The organism is Streptomyces sp. BoleA5, assembly GCF_000373665.1.
Classification (GTDB): domain Bacteria; phylum Actinomycetota; class Actinomycetes; order Streptomycetales; family Streptomycetaceae; genus Actinacidiphila.
This window is the reverse complement of record NZ_KB892113.1, coordinates 112,399-131,173: the sequence shown is the minus strand read 5'-3', so window position 1 is coordinate 131,173 and position 18,775 is coordinate 112,399. Positions and strand designations below refer to the sequence as shown.

The following is an 18,775-nucleotide window of genomic DNA, read 5'->3' as shown; positions in this document are numbered from 1 at the left end:
AACAGAAGTTGTTCGCAGGGCCGGACGCCCCGTGCTATATAGGCGAAGGCTTCCGCTCCGGTGACGCGCCGGAGCCGGTGCCGAAGGCCCTGTCAGAGCTCTCCGGCCGCCTTTCGGGTCGCCAACTGCCGTGCCGCTTCGGCGATCGAACCCGACAGCGACGGATAGACCGTGTAGGTGTTCGCCATCTGTTCGACGGTCAGGTTGTTGTCGACCGCGATCGAAATGGGATGGATGAGTTCGCTGGCGCGCGGCGAGACGACCACGCCGCCGACCACGATGCCGGTGCCAGGACGGCAGAACAGCTTCACGAAGCCGTCCCTGATGCCCTGCATCTTGGCGCGCGGGTTGCGCAGCAGCGGGAGCTTGACGACCCGTGCGTCCATCAGGCCCGAGTCGACGTCCGCCTGGGTGTAGCCGACGGTCGCGATCTCGGGGTCGGTGAAGACGTTCGAGGAGACCGTCTTGAGGTTGAGCGGGCCGACCGTCTCGCCCAGGAAGTGGTACATCGCGATCCGGCCCTGCATGGCCGCGACCGAGGCGAGCGCGAAGACGCCCGTGACGTCACCGGCCGCGTACACGCCGGGCGCCGAGGTGCGGGAGACCTTGTCGGTCCAGATGTGCCCGGACTCCTTGAGCTTGACGCCCGCGCCCTCCAGGCCCATGGCGGAGGTGTTCGGTATCGCGCCGACGGCCATGAGGCAGTGGCTGCCGGTGATGACCCGGCCGTCGGAGAGGGTGACCTCGACGCGGTCGCCCACCCGCTTGACGGCCTCGGCGCGCGAGCGGGCCATGACGTTCATGCCGCGGCGGCGGAAGACGTCCTCCAGGACGGCGGCGGCGTCCGGGTCCTCGCCGGGCAGGACGCGGTCGCGGGAGGAGACCAGGGTCACCTTCGAGCCGAGCGCCTGGTACGCGCCGGCGAACTCGGCGCCCGTCACGCCGGAGCCGACCACGATGAGCTCCTCGGGGAGCTCGTCCAGGTCGTACACCTGCGTCCAGTTGAGGATCCGCTCGCCGTCCGGCTTCGCGTCGGCCAGCTCGCGGGGGCGGCCGCCGGTGGCGATCAGCACGGCGTCGGCGGTGAGGGTCTCGGAGGTGCCGTCGGCCGCCTCGACGATGACGGTGCGGGAGCCGTCGATCGCCTGCATGCCCTCCAGCCGGCCGCGGCCGCGCATCACCCGTGCGCCCGCACGGGTGACGGAGGCGGTGATGTCGTGGGACTGGGCGAGCGCCAGGCGCTTCACCCGCCGGTTGACCTTGCCGAGGTCGACGCCGACGACCCGGGCGGCCTGCTCGATGTGCGGTGTGTCGTCCGCCACGATGATGCCCAGTTCCTCGTACGACGAGTCGAAGGTGGTCATCACCTCGGCCGTCGCGATCAGGGTCTTCGACGGCACGCAGTCGGTGAGAACCGAGGCCCCGCCCAGCCCGTCGCAGTCGACGACGGTCACCTCCGCCCCCAGCTGGCTGGCCACCAGGGCCGCTTCGTATCCGCCGGGTCCGCCACCAATGATCACGATCCGATTCACGTACCCCATTGTCCCGCACGCGCCAAGTGATCACTTACGGGGGCGGTGTCCCGCTGTCGTACTCTCATGACCATGTCGCTCTACGCCGCCTACGCCGGCAACCTCGACGCCCGGCTGATGACGCGCCGCGCCCCGCACTCGCCCCTGCGCGGCACCGGCTGGCTCAGCGGCTGGCGCCTGACCTTCGGCGGCGAGCAGATGGGCTGGGAGGGCGCGCTCGCCACCCTGGTGGAGGATCCGCTGCACCAGGTCTTCGTCGGGCTGTACGACATCGCCCCGGTCGACGAGGAGCCGATGGACCGCTGGGAGGGTGTCCCGCTGGGCATCTACCGGCGCCACATGGTCCGGGCGCACACCCTCGACGGCGACCTGCCCGCGTGGATCTACGTCCTCAACGACTACGAGGGCGGTCTGCCGTCCGCGCGCTACCTCGGGGAGATCGCGGACGCGGCGGAGTCGGCGGGCGCTCCGTACGACTACGTCATGGAACTGCGCAAGCGCCCCTGCTGACCCGGCGGCAGCCCGGGCGGGGCGGCCTCCCCACGGCCCCCCGGACCCCGTCAATCGGCGGATCCTCCGAAATTCCGCAGACCGTGACCTGGGACGTCTACGCGCGTAGGAGATAACCGGCTACTCTCATCGGCGTGAACTCTTCCGCAACTCCCCACGCCGCCCGCACCCCGCTCGGCGACCCGTACGCCGCCGCCACGGCCGCCGCCGCCCGCCTGCGCGAGCTGACCGGCGGCGAGACCCACGACGTCGCCCTGGTCATGGGCTCCGGCTGGGTGCCTGCCGCCGACGCCCTCGGCGAGGCCGATCACGAGTTCGCGGTGACCGAACTGCCGGGCTTCCCGCCGCCGGCCGTGGCCGGGCACTCCGGCAAGGTGCGCTCCGTGCGGATCGGCGACAAGCGGGCGCTGGTCTTCCTGGGCCGCAACCACTTCTACGAGGGCCACGGCGTCGCCACCGTCGCGCACGGCGTGCGCACCGCCGTCGCCGCCGGCTGCAAGACCGTCGTCCTGACCAACGGCTGCGGCGGGCTGCGCCCCACCTACCGCCCCGGCCAGGCGGTGCTGATCGGCGACCACATCAACATGACGGCCGCCTCGCCGATCGTCGGTGCCAACTTCGTCGACCTCACCGACCTGTACTCGCCGCGGCTGCGCGCCCTGTGCAAGGAGGTCGACCCCTCCCTGGAGGAGGGCGTCTACGTCCAGCTCCCCGGCCCGCACTACGAGACCCCGGCCGAGATCAACATGGTCCGGGTCATCGGCGGCGACCTCGTCGGCATGTCCACCGCGCTGGAGGCCATCGCGGCCCGCGAGGCGGGCGCCGAGGTGCTCGGCATCTCCCTGGTGACCAACCTCGCCGCCGGCATGACGGGCGAGCCGCTGAACCACGAGGAGGTCCTGGAGGCCGGCCGCGACTCCGCCGCGCGGATGGGCAGCCTGCTCGCCCAGGTGCTCGAGCGCATCTGACCGCCCCACGCCCCCGGGTGGGCGGACCGGCGCCCCCGCGCCGGCACACCGCGCGCGATCCCAGGGGTGCCCGCACCCTGGTTGGGGAAGGCGGCCTACGGGGAGGTAACCGGGCGGCGCTCGTCGCGGCGGCCCGCTCCGCCGCCGCCCGGCCGGACGGGATCCCGCCGCGCGGCCTCCCGCTGTGGCACCGGTCGCGGGCATGACGGGCCGAAGGCAGGCCCCAAACCGACCCGCGCGCGGCGCGAGCGGCACCGAAGACCGAGACATCGCAGGAGCATCACGTGGCAAGCGCAAGCGAGAACGCGGAGCTGATCCCCCAGGCGCGCGCCTGGCTGGCCGAGGACCCCGACCCCGACACCCGTGCCGAGCTCGAGGCCCTGCTCGCGGCCGTCGAGTCGGGTGACACGGCGGCGGCCGGCGACCTCGCGGACCGGTTCGCCGGCACCCTGCAGTTCGGAACGGCGGGGCTGCGCGGGGAGGTCGGCGCGGGCCCGATGCGCATGAACCGCTCCGTGGTCATCCGGGCGGCCGCCGGTCTCGCCGCGTACCTCACGGCGCAGGGCAAGGGCGACGGGCTGGTCGTCGTGGGCCACGACGCCCGCCACAAGTCGCTGGACTTCGCCCGCGACACCGCGGCCGTCATGGTCGGCGCAGGCCTGCGGGCGGCCGTGCTGCCCGGACCGCTGCCGACGCCGGTTCTGGCCTTCGCGATCCGCCACCTCGGCGCCGTCGCGGGTGTCGCGGTGACCGCGAGCCACAACCCCCCGCGGGACAACGGCTACAAGGTCTACCTGGGCGACGGCTCGCAGATCGTGCCGCCCGCCGACGCGGGGATCGCCGACGAGATCGCGGGGATCGGCCCGCTGTCCGGCGTACCGCTGGCGGCCGGCGGCTGGCAGGTCCTCGGCGAGGAGGTCGTCGAGGCCTACCTGGACCGCGCCGCCTCCGTCGTGGACCGGCACACCCCGCGTGACCTCTCGGTCGTCTACACCCCGCTGCACGGGGTCGGCCGCGATGTGCTGACCGCCGCCTTCGAGCGCGCCGGGTTCGCCGCCCCGCACGTCGTCGCAGAACAGGGCGAGCCGGACCCGGACTTCCCGACCGTCGCCTTCCCCAACCCGGAGGAGCCGGGGGCGATGGACCTGGCCTTCGCCGCTGCCCGGGCGCTCGGCCCCGACGTCGACATCGTCATCGCCAACGACCCCGACGCCGACCGCTGCGCCGTGGCCGTGCCGGACCGCGCCGCCGGGGGCGGCTGGCGGATGCTGCGCGGCGACGAGGTCGGCGCGCTGCTCGCCACCCACCTGGTGCACCGCCGGGCCGACGGCACCTTCGCGGCGAGCATCGTCTCCTCCTCCCTGCTCTCCCGCATCGCGGCGCGCGCGGGGCTGCCCTACGCCGACACCCTGACCGGCTTCAAGTGGATCTCCCGGGTGGAGGGCCTGCGCTTCGGCTACGAGGAGGCGCTGGGCTACTGCGTCGACCCCGCGGGCGTGCGCGACAAGGACGGCGTCACCGCCGCCCTGGCCCTCGCGGAACTGACCGCCGAGCTCAAGGCCAAGGGCCGTACGCTCTCCGACCTGCTGGACGACATCGCCCTGGAGTACGGGCTGCACGCCACCGACCAGCTCTCGGTGCGGGTCGCCGACCTGTCGGTCATCGACGACGCGATGAGCCGGCTGCGGGAGCGGCCGCCCAGCTCGCTGGCCGGTCTCGCCGTCGTCACCGCCGAGGACCTCTCCAGGGGCAGCGCCGAACTGCCGCCCACCGACGGCCTGCGCTACCGGCTGGCCGGCTCTCCGGGCGCCGGTGTGGAGTCGGCCCGGGTGATCGTGCGCCCGAGCGGCACCGAGCCCAAGCTGAAGTGCTACCTGGAGGCGGTCCTTCCCGTGCCCGGCGCCGACCGGCTGGCCACCGTCCGCGCCCAGGCCGCCGAGGTGCTGGCGGCCGTCAAGGCCGACCTCGCGACCGCCGCCGGACTCCCCCGGGACGAGGCCCCGGCGCAGGCCTGACGCCCTGCTGACGACGCCGCCCCGGTCGTGCCCGCCCGGGCGCGACCGGGGCGGCGTTCGCGCCCTGTCTCGGGCTCAGCCGATGGCCATCAGGACGATCAGCACGACCGCCCCCGCCACCGCCGGGGCGATCACCTCGTACGCCCAGCGGACCGTGACCTCGCTCGGCGCGCCCTCCCGGGCGCCGTGCCGCTCCGCGAGCTCGCGCAGCTCGTCCACCACGCGGTCGGACCAGGCCCGGGTCGTGTCCGGCGCGCCGGGGCGGGCCCCCAGCGTCGCTCCCGGGTCGCCCGCGGCGGCGGCGCGCGTCCTGGCCCGCGCGGCCCGCTTGCGGGCGCGCATCGACACCGGGACGGCCCACAGCTGGTACTTCTTGCCCTCCACGAACAGCTCGGTCGAGTAGCCGGAGCGCAGTCCCTCCACGGCGCCCCAGGACGCGGTGACGGTACGGAAGGGGTTGCGGACCAGCAGACGGTCGTCCCCGGCCCGGACGACCGGGCGCAGGGTGAACGCGACGACCAGCGGCACGATCAGCAGCATCAGCGCGAGGGCCAGCCAGGGGGTGTTCCCCGTACCGCGGACGATCGCGTCGATGCCGAGCCACAGCGTGACGGCGAGCATGATCACGCCACCGGCGACACCGGCCGCCGAGCGGTAGGCGCGCTCGGCGTACTTCGGCTGCCCGGGGTCGGGCTGCGGTTCGGGGGCGGGGTTCTCGGAGCTCGTCATGAGATCAGATTGTGCCCGACCCCGGGCCCGCGCCCGGCGGGGCGGAGGTTGCGTTAGTGCATCGGCGTCGGCGGCCGCCTACTGGTACCCCTTGTCCTTCGTCGAGTCGTACACGAGCTTGCCCGCCGCGTCGTAGCCCTTGATGTGCGGCAGGGAGTCCTCCGCCGCGGCCAGGACCCCGGTCGCGGCGAAGTAGCCGTGGTCGAGCGCGGCCTGCCGCGTGACGCCGCCCCAGGAGACGGTGACCTTGGCGACCCCGGGCTCGACCGTCCCGATGCTGCCCCAGCGGAAGGGGAAGTGGTACGGCAGCCCCGGTCCGGTGGCGCCGTCCTGCTTGTAGAGCCGGTAGGCGTTGTCGTCCGGCACGACGGGTCCACGGCCCGCAGCGCCGTCCGCTCCGATGCTGCTGTCGATACCGCCCGCCTCCCCGTCCTTGTCCGTGCAGATCAGGCGGACGGGGTCGCCGTCCACGGTTGCGACCGCCACGACACGGATGCCGTCGCCCGGGGAGTTCTCGTCACCCGAGGCGTTCAGCGCGAGTATCACGCGGTAGTCCTCGGCGTTCCCGTGGTCGCGTGCGAAGGGGAACCCCTTGGGTCGGTGTTCCCCGCCGTACGCGAGGCACCTCCCCAGCACCTCGGCCGCCCGCTCCATCGTGATCCCGTCGGCCAGCTGCCCCGGTGTCGCCGGCGCCATGGGCCCGCTCGGCGACGCGCTCGTCCGCTCCGAGGTACTCGCCGGCATCGACAGTCGGGTGTCATGTGCGGGCTGGGCAGCGCCTGGCTGGTAGTGCCACGCGACGGCCGTACCGGGCACCGCGAGCAGCGCCGCCAGCCCGGCCCCCGCGGCGAACATCCGGCGTCTGCGGCCCAGCCTGCCCCGCCGCACGATGGTCGCGTAGGGCGCCTCGCCCGTGCGCAGCCCGTCCGTCTGGTCCTCCAGGAGTTCGCGCAGCTGCGCCTCGAACTCCGAGTCACCGTCCCCTGTGCCGTGACCCGCCGTGTCTCCCGCGTCCCTCATCGGGCCCCTCCTCCGACCTTCGTGTGCTTCGCCGTGCCCCACGGCCCGCTCCTCGTCCCCGCACCCGCACCCGCACCGGCCCCGACGGGTTCCGCGGCCATCACGGCGGTGCCCAGCCGGGCCCGCAGCTTGGCCAGGCCGCGGGCCGCCTGGCTCTTGACCGTCCCGGCCGAGCAGCCGAGCGCGTGGGCGACCTCGGTCTCCGACAGGTCGTCCCAGTACCGGAGCACGACCACGGCCCGCTGCCGCGCCGGCAGTTCGCCGAGCGCCGCCAGCAGCTCCTCGCGCTGCGCCACCCGCGCCGTGGGATCGGCGCCGGCGCCCTCGGGCGGTACGTCCGTGAGCCGTTCGGCCACGCGTTTCTTGCGGAACCGGTCCTTGTTGCAGCTGATCAGGATCCGCCGCACATACGCGTCCGGATTGTCGCTGCGCTGCACCCGCCGCCACGACCGATAGGCCTTGGCCAGCGCGGTCTGCGCGAGGTCCTCGGCGTGATGCCCGTCACCTGTGAGCAGATAGGCGGTCCTGACCAGATGGGCCCATCTGGCACGGACGTAGCCTTGGAACTCCGCCTCGTCGTCTGGATTCATCGATGACCCCCTTCACCCACCAGACCACCGGTTCCGCCGATTCGGTTGCCGCACCCCCCGTAAGGGGACGGACGGATCCGCCCGGACCGGTGACATTCGCTACGCGCGTAGATATGCTGGGCTGGTGACCATGCCCACCACTGTTCCCGCTCACGGCCCCGACGCCGCGGCCCGGCTGGCGTCCATGGCCGACGTCACGGCCTCCGACGCCGCGCTGCGCCGCTTCCTGCACGGGCTGCCCGGCGTCGACGCGGTCGGCCTCGAAGCCCGCGCCGCAAGCCTCGGCACCCGTTCGATCAAGACCACGGCGAAGGCGTACGCCATCGACCTGGCGATCTCGATGATCGACCTCACCACGCTCGAAGGCGCGGACACCCCGGGCAAGGTCCGGGCGCTGTCCGCCAAGGGCGTCAACCCGGACCCGACCGACCGCACGACGCCCAGGGTCGCCGCGATCTGCGTCTACCCGGACATGGTCGCGACCGCCAAGGAGGCCCTGGGCGACTCCGGCGTGCGCGTCGCGTCCGTCGCCACCGCCTTCCCGGCCGGCCGCGCCGCGCTGCCGGTCAAGCTCGCCGACACCGCCGACGCGGTGGCCGCGGGCGCCGACGAAGTGGACATGGTCATCGACCGCGGCGCCTTCCTGGCGGGCCGCTACCTGAAGGTCTTCGAGGAGATCAAGGCGGTGAAGGAGGCCTGCCGCCGCCCCGGCGGCGGCTCCGCCCACCTCAAGGTCATCTTCGAGAACGGCGAACTGGCGACGTACGACAACATCCGCCGCGCCTCCTGGCTCGGCATGCTCGCCGGCGCCGACTTCATCAAGACCTCCACCGGCAAGGTGGCGGTCAACGCCACCCCCGCCAACACCCTGCTGATGCTCGAGGCCGTGCGCGACTTCCGCGCCACCACGGGCGTCCAGGTCGGGGTGAAGCCCGCCGGCGGCATCCGCACCTCCAAGGACGCCATCAAGTTCCTGGTCCTCGTCAACGAGACCGTGGGCGACGACTGGCTGAGCAACGAGTGGTTCCGTTTCGGCGCGTCCAGCCTGCTGAACGATCTGCTCATGCAGCGCCAGAAGCTGAGCACCGGCCGCTACTCCGGTCCCGACTACGTGACGGTGGACTGAGAACTCCGATGACACAGAACAAGAAGAACCAGCAGCCCCAGCCGGCCGCGCAGCCGAAGCCGGGCTCCGCCTTCGCGTACGCCCCGGCGCCGGAGTCCCGCTCCGTCGTCGACATCGCTCCCTCCTACGGCCTGTTCATCGACGGCGAGTTCACCGACGCCGCCGACGGCCGGGTCTTCAAGACCGTCAGCCCCTCCTCCGAGGAGGTCCTCTCCGAGGTCGCCCAGGCCGGCGAGGCGGACGTGGACCGGGCCGTCAGGGCCGCCCGCAAGGCCTTCGGGTCGTGGTCGGCGCTGCCCGGCTCCGAGCGGGCCAAGTACCTCTTCCGCATCGCCCGGATCGTCCAGGAGCGCTCGCGCGAACTGGCCGTCCTGGAGACGCTGGACAACGGCAAGCCGATCAGGGAGACCCGCGACGCCGACCTCCCGCTGGTCGCCGCGCACTTCTTCTACTACGCCGGCTGGGCCGACAAGCTCGCACACGCCGGCTTCGGCCCGGCCCCCCGCCCGCTGGGCGTCGCCGGCCAGGTCATCCCCTGGAACTTCCCGCTGCTGATGCTGGCGTGGAAGATCGCCCCGGCGCTGGCCACCGGCAACACGGTCGTCCTCAAGCCGGCCGAGACCACCCCGCTGTCGGCCCTGTTCTTCGCCGACATCTGCCGCCAGGCGGGCCTGCCCAAGGGCGTCGTCAACATCCTCCCCGGCTACGGGGACGCCGGCGCCGCGCTGGTCGCGCACGAGGGCGTCGACAAGGTCGCCTTCACCGGCTCCACCGCCGTCGGCAAGCAGATCGCCCGCACCGTCGCCGGCGGCAGGAAGAAGCTCACCCTGGAGCTGGGCGGCAAGGGCGCCAACATCGTCTTCGACGACGCGCCGATCGACCAGGCCGTCGAGGGCATCGTCAACGGCATCTTCTTCAACCAGGGCCAGGTCTGCTGCGCGGGTTCCCGGCTGCTGATCCAGGAGTCCGTCGCGGACGAGGTGCTGGACGCGCTCAAGCGCCGGCTGTCGACGCTGCGCGTCGGCGACCCGCTGGACAAGAACACCGACATCGGCGCCATCAACTCCGCCGAGCAGCTGGCCCGGATCACCGCGCTCGCCGAGGCCGGCGAGGCCGAGGGCGCCGAGCGCTGGTCGCCGGCGTGCGAACTGCCCTCCGCGGGCTACTGGTTCGCGCCGACGCTCTTCACCGGGGTCACGCAGGCGCACCGCATCGCCCGCGAGGAGATCTTCGGCCCGGTGCTCTCGGTGCTGACCTTCCGCACCCCGGCCGAGGCCGTGGAGAAGGCCAACAACACCCCGTACGGCCTGTCGGCGGGGATCTGGACGGAGAAGGGCTCGCGCATCCTGTCGGTCGCGAACCAGCTCCGCGCCGGTGTGGTGTGGGCCAACACGTTCAACAAGTTCGACCCGACCTCGCCCTTCGGCGGCTACAAGGAGTCGGGCTTCGGCCGCGAGGGCGGTCGCCACGGTCTGGAGGCGTACCTCGATGTCCGATAAGTCCGAGAAGGCCGAGGCAGTGCGGCTGTCCGTCTTCAAGACCTACAAGCTGTTCGTCGGGGGCAAGTTCCCCCGCAGCGAGAGCGGGCGGGTGTACGAGGTGACCGACGCCAAGGGCAAGTGGCTCGCCAACGCCCCGCAGTCCTCCCGCAAGGACGCCCGTGACGCGGTGTCCGCCGCCCGCAAGGCCTTCGCCGGCTGGTCGGGCGCGACCGCGTACAACCGGGGGCAGATCCTCTACCGCATCGCGGAGATGCTGGAGGGCCGCCGGGAGCAGTTCGTCCGCGAGGTCGGCGAGGCGGAGGGGCTGTCGAAGTCCAAGGCGGCGGCCGTGGTGGACGCCGCGATCGACCGCTGGGTCTGGTACGCGGGCTGGACCGACAAGATCGCCCAGGTCGTGGGCGGCGCCAACCCGGTGGCCGGGCCGTACTTCAACCTGTCGAGTCCTGAGCCGACCGGGGTCGTCGCGGTCGTCGCGCCGCAGGAATCCTCCTTCCTGGGCCTGGTCTCGGTGGTCGCCCCGGTGATCGCCACCGGCAACACCGCGGTCGTCGTGGCCGGCGAGCGGGTCCCGCTGCCCGCGCTGTCGCTGGGCGAGGTGCTGGCCACCTCCGACCTGCCGGGCGGGGTCGTCAACATCCTGTCGGGACGCACCTCCGAGATCGCGCCGACGCTCGCCGCGCACATGGACGTCAACGCCCTGGACCTGGCGGGCACGGTGGACGACGCGGCGCTCGCGAAGGAGCTGGAGATCGCGGCCGCGGACAACCTCAAGCGCGTGCTCCGTCCACAGGCTGTGGACTGGGCCGCCGAGCCCGGCACGGACCGCATGACGGCCTTCCTGGAGACCAAGACCGTCTGGCACCCCGCGGGGGCCGGGGCGGCCTCGGGCTCCGCGTACTGATCCCGTCCCCCGGCGGCCCGTCCCGCCGCCGGGGGACGGCAGCGCCCGCACGACCCGGCGGCGGGCCCCCGCGACCGATGTGTCCCCGCGGGGGCCCGCCGCCGTACGCGTTCCGGCGCCGCGTCAGCCGCCCTGCAGGGTCCTGACCGCGTCGCCGAGCAGCGGCAGGTCGGAGACCGTGCGGCTGTCGGCGACCGGCTTGGTGACGTCCGCGGTGGAGACCGGCTTGAAGTCGGCGACCTGCGAACCCACCGAGTTGTCCAGCGGGTTGACGCTGGTCTGCGCGAACGGGTTCACCGGCACGTGGTTCACCGTGCCGATCAGGGCCGACGTCGCGGCCCGGCCGGCCTTGGCGGCCGTGGCCGCCCCTTCGCTCTGGGCGTCCGCGTGCGCCGCCCCCGCCGAGGCGACGGCCGCGGCGGACGACACCGCGAGGACGGCGGCGCGGAGAAGAGTGCGGGAGAACTGCGGCATGAGGATCCACCTGCCTGGTCGCCGGCCCGCTCACGGGACCGGTCCCGGAACGGCGTTGACGACCGTCCCCGTACGCGACAATGACGTCACTCACCGTAGTTGGTTGAACATCACGTATCCAAAGCATGTCCCGGCGGGTCACTCCAAAGACGGAATGCCTCACACTGGTGTCCCGTGAGCTCTCGCCCTCCCGCCGCCCGCGTGATCCTGCTGACCGGTCCCTCCGGGTCCGGCAAGTCCTCCCTCGCCGCCCGCACCGGCCTGCCGGTCCTGCGGCTGGACGACTTCTACAAGGAGGGTGACGACCCGTCCCTCCCGATGCTGCCGAGCGGCGTGGGGGCCGACTGGGACTCCCCGCTGTCCTGGAACACCGACGCGGCCCTCGCCGCCGTCGCCGAGCTGTGCGCCACGGGCCGGACCGCCGTCCCGGTGTACGAGCTCTCCACCAGTTCCGTCACCGGACGGGCGGAGCTGGACATCGACGGGGCGCCGCTCTTCATCGCCGAGGGCATCTTCGCCGCCGACATCGTCGCGCGCTGCGCCGAACTCGGCCTGCTCGCCGACGCGCTGTGCCTGAGCCGCGGCGCGGTCACCACCGCGCGCCGCCGCTTCGTCCGCGACCTGCGCGAGGGGCGGAAGTCGCTGCCCTTCCTGCTGCGCCGCGGCTGGAACCTGATGCGCGCCGAGCGGGACATCGTCGCCCGGCACGCGGAGCTCGGGGCGCATGTGTGCGACCGGGACGAGGCACTGGAACGGATCGGTCGCGCAACTTTTCCTTCGATCGCCGTCCGAGTCTGAACGAAACGGCGCGCGGGTCCGTAAGGACATGCGTGAGGGAGCGGTGCGCACAGACCCCCCGCTGTGCGCGACCGCTCCCTCTTGCCTCCCCCGGTTCCCCCCGTGGGCCCCCGCTTCCCCGTTCCCCGTTTCCCCGTTCCCCCCGGCGTCAGGCCACCAGCTCGCCGAACGCCGCCTCCTCGTCGACGCCCGCGCTGAGCGTCTGGTCCTCGCGCAGCCGGCGCAGGGAGCGCCAGATGCTGCTCTTCACCGTGCCGACGCTGATGCCGAGGATCTCGGCGATCTCCGGGTCGGTGCGGCCCTCGTAGTAACGGAGCACCAGCATCGTGCGCTGCGGCTCCGGAAGCTTGGCCAGCGCCTGCCACAGCACGGCCCGCAGTTCGGTGCCGCGCATCGCGTCCGTCTCGCCCGCCGTCTCCGGCAGCTCCTCGGTCGGGTACTCGTTGAGCTTGCGGCGCCGCCAGGCACTGATGTGCAGGTTGGTCATGGTCCGGCGCAAGTAGCCGCCGACCGCGGCCTTGTCGCTGATCCGGTCCCAGGCCCGGTAGGTGGAGAACAGCGCGCTCTGCAGCAGGTCCTCCGCCTCGTAACGGTCCCCCGTCAGGTGGTAGGCGGTCGCGTACAGGGAGGCCCGGCGCTCCTGGACGTAGGCGGTGAAGTCCGCGTCCGCCGTGAAGCACCGCTCCCCCGGGATCTCCCGGGCCCCCGTGGCCTCCCCGTAGGCGACACCCCCGTGCCCCCCGTCTCCCCCGTGACCCCCTTCGATCGCCGTGATGTACGGCGGCCGGTTGCGGACCACCTGACGCCCGGCGCCACGAGCGCACCCCCGCCCGCCCGTGGCACCGGACTTCTCGACGCCCCGGCCCGCGGTGTGCAGGCGCGGCTGAAGGACTGCGGTGGTCGTCGTGCTGTGCAGTGCGTTCATTTCGCGCCCCCCGTGGGTGGAGCCGGTCTGGTCTTCATACCTGTCCGGCGAGGGCCGCCCGGTGGCGTCCCCGTCGATGGGCAATAGCCTGCCGCGTCAGTTTCATGGCGTTGTCCGCCGAGTGTCACAGCCCCGTCACAGACCACGGCGGTACCTTCCACGGCTCCTCTTGGGAGAGAATGCGAACGTGCCTTTCCTGTTGCTGATCGAGGACGACGACGCCATCCGAGCGAGCCTCGAACTCGCCCTGTCGCGCCAGGGCCACCGTGTGGTGGCCGCGGCGACGGGCGAGGACGGGCTGAAGCTGCTGCGCGAACAGCGGCCGGACCTGATCGTGCTGGACGTGATGCTCCCGGGCATCGACGGCTTCGAGGTGTGCCGGCGCATCCGTCGCACCGACCAGCTGCCGATCATCCTGCTGACCGCGCGCAGCGACGACATCGACGTCGTCGTGGGCCTGGAGTCGGGGGCGGACGACTACGTCGTCAAGCCCATCCAGCCGCGTGTGCTGGACGCCCGCATCCGCGCCGTGCTGCGCCGCGGCGAGCGGGACAGCACCGACGCGGCCGCCTTCGGCAGCATCGTCATCGACCGCTCGGCGATGACCGTCACGAAGAACGGCGAGGACCTGCAGCTCACGCCGACCGAGCTGCGCCTGCTGCTGGAGCTGAGCCGCCGCCCCGGTCAGGCCCTGTCCCGGCAGCAGTTGCTGCGCCTGGTGTGGGAGCACGACTACCTCGGCGACTCGCGTCTGGTGGACGCCTGCGTGCAGCGGCTGCGCGCCAAGATCGAGGACGTGCCCTCGTCGCCGACCCTGATCCGTACCGTCCGGGGTGTCGGGTACCGCCTGGACGCGCCGGCGTGAATCCACCGCACGACGAGTACCCGGCCTCCGACGACGGGACGGACCGGCGGCTGAGCGGCTGGAGGTCACGGCTGCTGCGGCTCACCAGCCTGCGGCTGCGCCTGGTCGCCGTCTTCGCCGCCGTGGCGCTGGCGGCCGCCGTCTCCGCCTCCGGCATCGCGTACTGGCTCAACCGCGACGCGGTGCTGACGCGCGCCCAGAACGCCGCCCTCAACGACTTCCGCGCCTCGATGACCCGCAACGCGGGCTCCCTGCCGCGGTACCCGTCCTGCGACAAACTGGCCGAGGCCGCGCGCAGCATCGGCGCCAGCACCCAGAACTACCAGGTGCTGCTGATCGGCACCGGCCCGGACGGCGAGCGCTGCGCGCCCAAGTCGCTGAGCGACGGCTTCTCGCTGGACGCCGTCCCCTCGACGCTGCGCAAGGCCGTCAGCAAGCGCAACCCCAAGACGGGCGACCCCGCCGAGTACCACCTGTACTGGCAGCGGGTCACGCGCAACGGCCAGCCGTACCTGGTCGGCGGGGCCAAGGTGATCGGCGGCGGGCCGACCGGCTACATGTTCAAGTCGCTGGAGGCCGAGCGCAAGGACCTCAACTCGCTGGCCTGGTCGCTCGGCATCGCCACCGCCCTCGCCCTGATCGGCGCGGCCCTGCTCGCCCAGGCCGCGGCCTCCACCGTGCTGCGGCCCGTGGCCCGCCTCGGGGACGCCGCCAGGAGGCTCGGCGAGGGCAAGCTCGACACCCGGCTGCGGGTCACCGGCACAGACGAACTCGCCGAGTTGTCCCGGACGTTCAACCGCACCGCGGAACGGCTGGAGATGCGGGTCGACGAGCTGAGCCAGCGCGAGGCGGCCAGCCGCCGCTTCGTCGCCGACATGTCCCACGAGCTGCGCACCCCGCTGACCGCGATCACCGCCGTGACCGAGGTGCTGGAGGACGAGGCGGACTCCCTCGACCCGATGATCGCCCCGGCGGTACGGCTGGTGGTGAGCGAGACCAAGCGGCTGGGCGAGCTGGTGGAGAACCTGATGGAGGTCACCCGCTTCGACGCGGGCACCGCGCGCCTGGTCATGGACGACGTCGACGTCTCCGACCTGGTCACCGCCTGCATCGACGCCCGCGCCTGGCTCGACGCGGTGGAGCTGGACGCGCCGCGCGGCATCATCGCGCTGCTCGACCCGCGCCGCATGGACGTGATCCTCGCCAATCTGATCGGCAACGCCCTCAAGCACGGCGGCTCGCCGGTCCGGGTCAAGGTCAGGCAGGACGGGGACGAACTCGTCGTCGAGGTCGCCGACAACGGCCCCGGCATCCCGGAGGACGTGCTGCCGCACGTCTTCGACCGGTTCTTCAAGGCGGACGCCTCCCGGGCCCGTTCCGAGGGGAGCGGCCTGGGCCTGTCCATCGCCCTGGAGAACGCGCACATCCACGGCGGAGAGATCGCCGCGGCCAACGCCCCCGCCGGCGGAGCGGTGTTCACGCTGCGGCTGCCGATGCGCACCGGGGCCGGCCAGGCGGCGGAGACCGAGGAAGGAAACGAGGGCACGTGACGCAGCCGTCCGGGGGCGCCGCCCCGCACCCCCCGGGTCTGCCGTCCGCGGGCGCCGCCCGTCGCCGGCGCGGCCCGCTCCTCGCCCTGCTCGGCGTGGTCCTGCTGGCCGGCTGCGGCATCCGCACCACCTCGGTGCCGGTGGACGCCGGACCGGCGCCCTCCCGCGTCTCCTGCGCGGTGCCGGACGAGGAGGCGAGCGCCTCCGCGACGGCCTCCGCGACGGCCTCCGCCTCGCCCCGGGGGCTGACCGCCCGGGTGTACCTGGTGTGCAGCGCCCAGGTGGCCGGGGTGAACCGCTCCGTGCGGACCGAGAGCCTGGACCAGCTGGGGGTTGCCGTGCTGCTCCTGCGCGAACTGCAGCGCAAGCCGCGCGGCGGCGAGTCGTCGGCCGGCTTCACCACGGCCGTGCAGGGCGACCTGGCGGTGAAGGGACCGCGCCGCGACGACCCCCGCGAATCGCTCCGGATCAGCGCGCCGCTGAGCGACCTGCCGCCGTTCGCGCTCGCCCAGCTGGTGTGCACCTACGCCGGTACGGGCGCGGCCGCCGGCAGCGGCGGGGTGCTCCTGGGCGGCTCCGACGACACCCCCGTGCGCCGCTTCACCTGCACCGGGGACCTGCGCACCGACCCCGAGGCGGCGGAGACCGCTGGAACCGCCGTGAAGTGACAGACGTCCTTCCAGGCGTGCGGCGCGACGGCTCTCTCCCGAAAGTGCGCGCGGTGGGCCTGGTACTCGCCGCGGTGCATCTGGCTCTGGTCGGGTGGCTGATGCTGCGTCCGCAGTACGTGCCCTGGGTGGACGCCCCCAATCTCCGTCCGTTCGCCACCATCCGCTCCGACCTCGCCATGGGGCCCGCGGAGGCGGCCGGCCGGATCGCCTCGGGGATGGCGCTGCTGGCCCCGCTGGGCGTGCTGCTGCCGATGGCCGGCGGCCGGGTGCGGGCCTCGGTGACGGGGTCGTTCGCCCGCACGGTCTTCGCGGGCCTGATGATCTCGCTCGCCCTGGAGTTCGTGCAGACCGGGGTGCCGGGGCAGATCTTCGACGTGGACGCCCTGCTGCTCAACACGGCCGGGGTCGCGCTGGCGCACCTCGCCGTGGTGCCCGCGGCACGCGCGTGGGTGCACCGCCGCAGCGTCCGCCGGCAGGCCCGGCTGACCGCGGCTCAGGGGCGGACCCCGAGGATTCCCAGGGTCGGGATCGCACCGTAGAGCGATGGTTCGCGGTGTTATGCGCTCGTACGGTGATGTCATCGGCCGGAGAGACCGGCCTCGACTCCCGAAGGAGCACCCGCCATGTCCGCACTGGTCCGCCCGCGTCACGGCCGGATGATCGCCGGGGTCTGCGCCGGGCTCGCAGACCGGTTCGGCACCTCCGCCACCACGATGCGCGTGATCTTCCTGCTGTCGTGCCTGCTGCCCGGGCCGCAGTTCCTGCTCTACCTCGCGCTGTGGCTGCTGCTGCCGAACGAGGGGAGCACGAAGGCCGCGGTGTGACGCCACGGCCCGAGAAGCACCGACGGGCCGCACCCCCGAGGGGGTGCGGCCCGTCCGCCGTTCGTCCGGGCGGCGCTCAGCCGCCGATCGGCAGGCCCTGCAGCGGGAGCTGACCCAGCGGCAGCTGGCCGCCGACCGGGAGGCCGCCGAGCAGCGTGCTCACGCCCTGGGGGGCGTTCTGCACACCGGGGACGAGGTTGGTCGACTTCGGCAGGCCGCTGGTGACGGCACCGACCGGGACCGACTTCGCCACGTTGGCGACCGGCACGGAGGCCGGCAGGGCCGAGGCGTCCGGCAGGCCCAGGTTGGTGTCCGTCGGAGCGGCGGAGGCGACGCCCGCGGCGGCCCCGACGAAGGCCACGCCCAGCGCGGCGGCACCGAGAGTCTTGACGGTTCCGGTCTTCATGGTTGCGATCCTCGTGATGGGGGATGGTGCGTCCGCCGCGGCACACACGGATGGTGTTCGCGGGATTTCGGAACGTAGCGACGGAACGCGGGGCGGTGCAAGCACCGCGAACGGCCGCCCCGGGCCCGGGCCGGCCCGCCGCCGCACGGCGGGACGGCCCGGACCTCATCCCTCTTCCGGCGAGGAATCGCTGGCCACGGCGGTGGCGGCGGCCGTCTGACGGAACAGCCACTCGGCCTTCAGCTCCGAGTATCCGGGCTTGATCACGTCATTGATCATCGCGAGACGTTCATCGAAAGGGATGAAGGCGGACTTCATCGCGTTGACCGTGAACCACTGCATGTCGTCGAGCGTGTAGCCGAACGCGGCCACCAGCTCGGCGAACTCGCGGCTCATGCTCGTACCGCTCATCAGGCGGTTGTCGGTGTTCACCGTGACCCGGAAGTGCAGCCGGCGCAGCAGTCCGATGGGGTGCTCCGCGTACGAGGCGGCCGCGCCGGTCTGCAGGTTGGAGGTGGGGCACATCTCCAGGGGGATGCGCTTGTCGCGCACATAGTTGGCCAGCCGCCCGAGGGAGACCGTGCCGTCCTGCGCGACCTCGATGTCGTCGATGATGCGCACGCCGTGGCCGAGCCGGTCGGCGCCGCACCACTGCAGGGCCTGCCAGATGGAGGGCAGGCCGAAGGCCTCGCCGGCGTGGATGGTGAAGTGGAAGTTCTCCCGCTGGAGGTACTCGAAGGCGTCGAGGTGGCGGGTGGGCGGGAAGCCGGCCTCGGCGCCCGCGATGTCGAAGCCGACGACGCCCCGGTCGCGGTACCGGATGGCCAGTTCGGCGATCTCCTGCGAGCGGGCGGCGTGCCGCATCGCGGTGAGCAGGGCGCCCACCCGGATCCGGCCACCCGCCTCGCGGGCCCGCCGTTCGCCTTCCCGGAAGCCCTCGTTGACGGCCTCCACGACCTCGTCGAGGGAGAGCCCGTGGTCGACGTGGAGTTCCGGGGCGTAGCGCACCTCGGCGTAGACGACGCCGTCCGCGGCGAGGTCCTCGGCGCACTCGGCGGCGACCCGGGTGAGCGCCTCGCGGGTCTGCATGACGCCGACCGTGTGCGAGAAGGTCTCCAGGTAGCGCTCCAGCGAGCCGGAGTCGGCGGCCTCGCGGAACCAGGTGCCGAGCTTGTCCGGGTCGGTCTCCGGCAGGCCGTCGTAGCCCGACGCACGGGCCAGGTCGACGACGGTCCCGGGGCGGACGCCGCCGTCGAGGTGGTCGTGGAGCAGCACCTTGGGTGCACGGCGGATCTGCTCGGGCGTGGGGGTGGCCCCCGCAGCGCCCGCGGGGAAGGGGAGCGTGCTTGAGCTCGTCATTTCCGAAAGA

20 protein-coding genes are annotated in these 18,775 nt (G+C 73.0%); 12 read left to right on the top strand and 8 right to left on the bottom strand.

Features of this window, described 5'->3' with window-relative positions; translation table 11 throughout:
• Positions 1-92 precede the first annotated feature (92 nt).
• Positions 93-1,541 (bottom strand): NAD(P)H-quinone dehydrogenase, encoded by a 1,449-nt coding sequence (locus B085_RS0124865; protein WP_026251398.1) that lies wholly within the window; start codon positions 1,539-1,541, stop codon positions 93-95.
• Positions 1,542-1,604: 63 nt separating this feature from the next.
• Between B085_RS0124865 and B085_RS0124860 the strand changes: the two genes are divergently transcribed.
• The 3 genes from B085_RS0124860 (at position 1,605) to B085_RS0124850 (ending at position 5,025) form a co-directional block, all read left to right on the top strand.
• Positions 1,605-2,042: a gamma-glutamylcyclotransferase gene (locus B085_RS0124860; protein ID WP_026251397.1), complete on the top strand. Its 438-nt coding sequence runs from the start codon at positions 1,605-1,607 to the stop codon at positions 2,040-2,042.
• 134 nt (positions 2,043-2,176) lie between these two features.
• Positions 2,177-3,010 carry a purine-nucleoside phosphorylase gene (locus B085_RS0124855; protein WP_018561312.1) on the top strand — a complete coding sequence of 278 codons (834 nt, stop codon included), beginning with the start codon at positions 2,177-2,179 and terminating at the stop codon, positions 3,008-3,010.
• A gap of 284 nt (positions 3,011-3,294) precedes the next feature.
• Positions 3,295-5,025, top strand: coding sequence for a phospho-sugar mutase (locus B085_RS0124850; protein WP_018561311.1), 1,731 nt, complete (start codon positions 3,295-3,297; stop codon positions 5,023-5,025).
• A 75-nt stretch (positions 5,026-5,100) separates the two neighbouring features.
• Here the strand turns inward: B085_RS0124850 and B085_RS0124845 are convergent, their stop codons facing one another.
• The 3 genes from B085_RS0124845 to B085_RS0124835 all read right to left on the bottom strand — a co-directional run bounded on the left by B085_RS0124845 (position 5,101) and on the right by B085_RS0124835 (position 7,364).
• Entirely contained in the window at positions 5,101-5,754 is a 654-nt protein-coding gene (locus B085_RS0124845; protein WP_018561310.1) for a PH domain-containing protein, read from the bottom strand.
• Positions 5,755-5,832: 78 nt separating this feature from the next.
• The gene (locus B085_RS0124840; protein WP_018561309.1) at positions 5,833-6,774 is read right to left on the bottom strand and encodes a hypothetical protein; all 942 of its coding nucleotides are present in this window, start codon (positions 6,772-6,774) and stop codon (positions 5,833-5,835) included.
• Positions 6,771-7,364, bottom strand: coding sequence for a SigE family RNA polymerase sigma factor (locus B085_RS0124835; protein ID WP_018561308.1), 594 nt, complete (start codon positions 7,362-7,364; stop codon positions 6,771-6,773). The genes B085_RS0124840 and B085_RS0124835 overlap by 4 nt, the downstream gene beginning before the upstream one ends.
• A gap of 130 nt (positions 7,365-7,494) precedes the next feature.
• Here B085_RS0124835 and deoC point away from each other — a divergent pair, with 130 nt between their 5' ends.
• Genes deoC through B085_RS0124820 form a run of 3 tightly spaced genes read left to right on the top strand, consistent with a single transcriptional unit; the run spans position 7,495 to position 10,893 of the window.
• The gene (gene deoC, locus B085_RS0124830) at positions 7,495-8,490 is read left to right on the top strand and encodes a deoxyribose-phosphate aldolase (RefSeq protein WP_026251396.1); all 996 of its coding nucleotides are present in this window, start codon (positions 7,495-7,497) and stop codon (positions 8,488-8,490) included.
• An 8-nt stretch (positions 8,491-8,498) separates the two neighbouring features.
• On the top strand, positions 8,499-9,989 hold the full coding sequence (locus B085_RS0124825; protein WP_018561306.1) for an aldehyde dehydrogenase family protein: 1,491 nt from the start codon (positions 8,499-8,501) through the stop codon (positions 9,987-9,989).
• The gene (locus B085_RS0124820) at positions 9,979-10,893 is read left to right on the top strand and encodes an aldehyde dehydrogenase family protein (protein WP_018561305.1); all 915 of its coding nucleotides are present in this window, start codon (positions 9,979-9,981) and stop codon (positions 10,891-10,893) included. The genes B085_RS0124825 and B085_RS0124820 overlap by 11 nt, the downstream gene beginning before the upstream one ends.
• A 123-nt stretch (positions 10,894-11,016) precedes the next feature.
• On the opposite strand, the gene B085_RS0124815 is transcribed toward B085_RS0124820, so the two are convergent.
• On the bottom strand, positions 11,017-11,367 hold the full coding sequence (locus tag B085_RS0124815) for a hypothetical protein (RefSeq protein WP_018561304.1): 351 nt from the start codon (positions 11,365-11,367) through the stop codon (positions 11,017-11,019).
• A gap of 174 nt (positions 11,368-11,541) precedes the next feature.
• On the opposite strand from B085_RS0124815, the gene B085_RS0124810 reads away from it, so the two are divergent.
• A complete protein-coding gene (locus B085_RS0124810; protein ID WP_026251394.1) occupies positions 11,542-12,165 on the top strand; it encodes a uridine kinase family protein in 624 nt (207 codons plus the stop codon).
• Between the two features lie 148 nt (positions 12,166-12,313).
• Here B085_RS0124810 and B085_RS0124805 read toward each other — a convergent pair whose 3' ends face one another.
• Complete coding sequence (locus tag B085_RS0124805) at positions 12,314-13,090, bottom strand: SigE family RNA polymerase sigma factor (protein WP_018561302.1); 777 nt, start codon at positions 13,088-13,090, stop codon at positions 12,314-12,316.
• Between the two features lie 187 nt (positions 13,091-13,277).
• Here B085_RS0124805 and B085_RS0124800 point away from each other — a divergent pair, with 187 nt between their 5' ends.
• From B085_RS0124800 to B085_RS0124780, 5 genes are all read left to right on the top strand, one after another.
• On the top strand, positions 13,278-13,955 hold the full coding sequence (locus B085_RS0124800) for a response regulator transcription factor (protein WP_026251393.1): 678 nt from the start codon (positions 13,278-13,280) through the stop codon (positions 13,953-13,955).
• Entirely contained in the window at positions 13,952-15,505 is a 1,554-nt protein-coding gene (locus B085_RS0124795; protein WP_018561300.1) for a sensor histidine kinase, read from the top strand. The genes B085_RS0124800 and B085_RS0124795 overlap by 4 nt, the downstream gene beginning before the upstream one ends.
• Positions 15,502-16,173, top strand: coding sequence for a hypothetical protein (locus tag B085_RS43690; protein WP_018561299.1), 672 nt, complete (start codon positions 15,502-15,504; stop codon positions 16,171-16,173). Before B085_RS0124795 ends, B085_RS43690 begins: the two co-directional genes overlap by 4 nt.
• Before the next feature lie 53 nt (positions 16,174-16,226).
• Complete coding sequence (locus B085_RS0124785; protein ID WP_018561298.1) at positions 16,227-16,715, top strand: VanZ family protein; 489 nt, start codon at positions 16,227-16,229, stop codon at positions 16,713-16,715.
• Between the two features lie 84 nt (positions 16,716-16,799).
• The gene (locus B085_RS0124780; RefSeq protein ID WP_018561297.1) at positions 16,800-17,000 is read left to right on the top strand and encodes a PspC domain-containing protein; all 201 of its coding nucleotides are present in this window, start codon (positions 16,800-16,802) and stop codon (positions 16,998-17,000) included.
• 76 nt (positions 17,001-17,076) lie between these two features.
• Here B085_RS0124780 and B085_RS0124775 read toward each other — a convergent pair whose 3' ends face one another.
• Both B085_RS0124775 and B085_RS0124770 read right to left on the bottom strand, forming a co-directional pair.
• Positions 17,077-17,406 carry a hypothetical protein gene (locus B085_RS0124775; protein WP_018561296.1) on the bottom strand — a complete coding sequence of 110 codons (330 nt, stop codon included), beginning with the start codon at positions 17,404-17,406 and terminating at the stop codon, positions 17,077-17,079.
• A 165-nt stretch (positions 17,407-17,571) separates the two neighbouring features.
• Positions 17,572-18,765, bottom strand: a complete 1,194-nt coding sequence (locus B085_RS0124770; RefSeq protein ID WP_018561295.1) for an adenosine deaminase — start codon at positions 18,763-18,765, stop codon at positions 17,572-17,574.
• Positions 18,766-18,775 lie beyond the last annotated feature (10 nt).

Coding starts and splice junctions, on each gene's coding strand:
- B085_RS0124825 (WP_018561306.1), top strand. CDS start 8,499: ATGACACAGAACAAGAAGAACCAGCAGCCCCAGCCGGCCGCGCAGCCG.
- B085_RS0124775 (WP_018561296.1), bottom strand. CDS start 17,406: ATGAAGACCGGAACCGTCAAGACTCTCGGTGCCGCCGCGCTGGGCGTG.
- B085_RS0124815 (WP_018561304.1), bottom strand. CDS start 11,367: ATGCCGCAGTTCTCCCGCACTCTTCTCCGCGCCGCCGTCCTCGCGGTG.
- B085_RS0124860 (WP_026251397.1), top strand. CDS start 1,605: ATGTCGCTCTACGCCGCCTACGCCGGCAACCTCGACGCCCGGCTGATG.
- B085_RS0124865 (WP_026251398.1), bottom strand. CDS start 1,541: ATGGGGTACGTGAATCGGATCGTGATCATTGGTGGCGGACCCGGCGGA.
- B085_RS0124845 (WP_018561310.1), bottom strand. CDS start 5,754: ATGACGAGCTCCGAGAACCCCGCCCCCGAACCGCAGCCCGACCCCGGG.
- B085_RS0124820 (WP_018561305.1), top strand. CDS start 9,979: ATGTCCGATAAGTCCGAGAAGGCCGAGGCAGTGCGGCTGTCCGTCTTC.
- B085_RS0124780 (WP_018561297.1), top strand. CDS start 16,800: ATGTCCGCACTGGTCCGCCCGCGTCACGGCCGGATGATCGCCGGGGTC.
- B085_RS0124840 (WP_018561309.1), bottom strand. CDS start 6,774: ATGAGGGACGCGGGAGACACGGCGGGTCACGGCACAGGGGACGGTGAC.
- deoC (WP_026251396.1), top strand. CDS start 7,495: ATGCCCACCACTGTTCCCGCTCACGGCCCCGACGCCGCGGCCCGGCTG.
- B085_RS0124805 (WP_018561302.1), bottom strand. CDS start 13,090: ATGAACGCACTGCACAGCACGACGACCACCGCAGTCCTTCAGCCGCGC.
- B085_RS0124835 (WP_018561308.1), bottom strand. CDS start 7,364: ATGAATCCAGACGACGAGGCGGAGTTCCAAGGCTACGTCCGTGCCAGA.
- B085_RS0124770 (WP_018561295.1), bottom strand. CDS start 18,765: ATGACGAGCTCAAGCACGCTCCCCTTCCCCGCGGGCGCTGCGGGGGCC.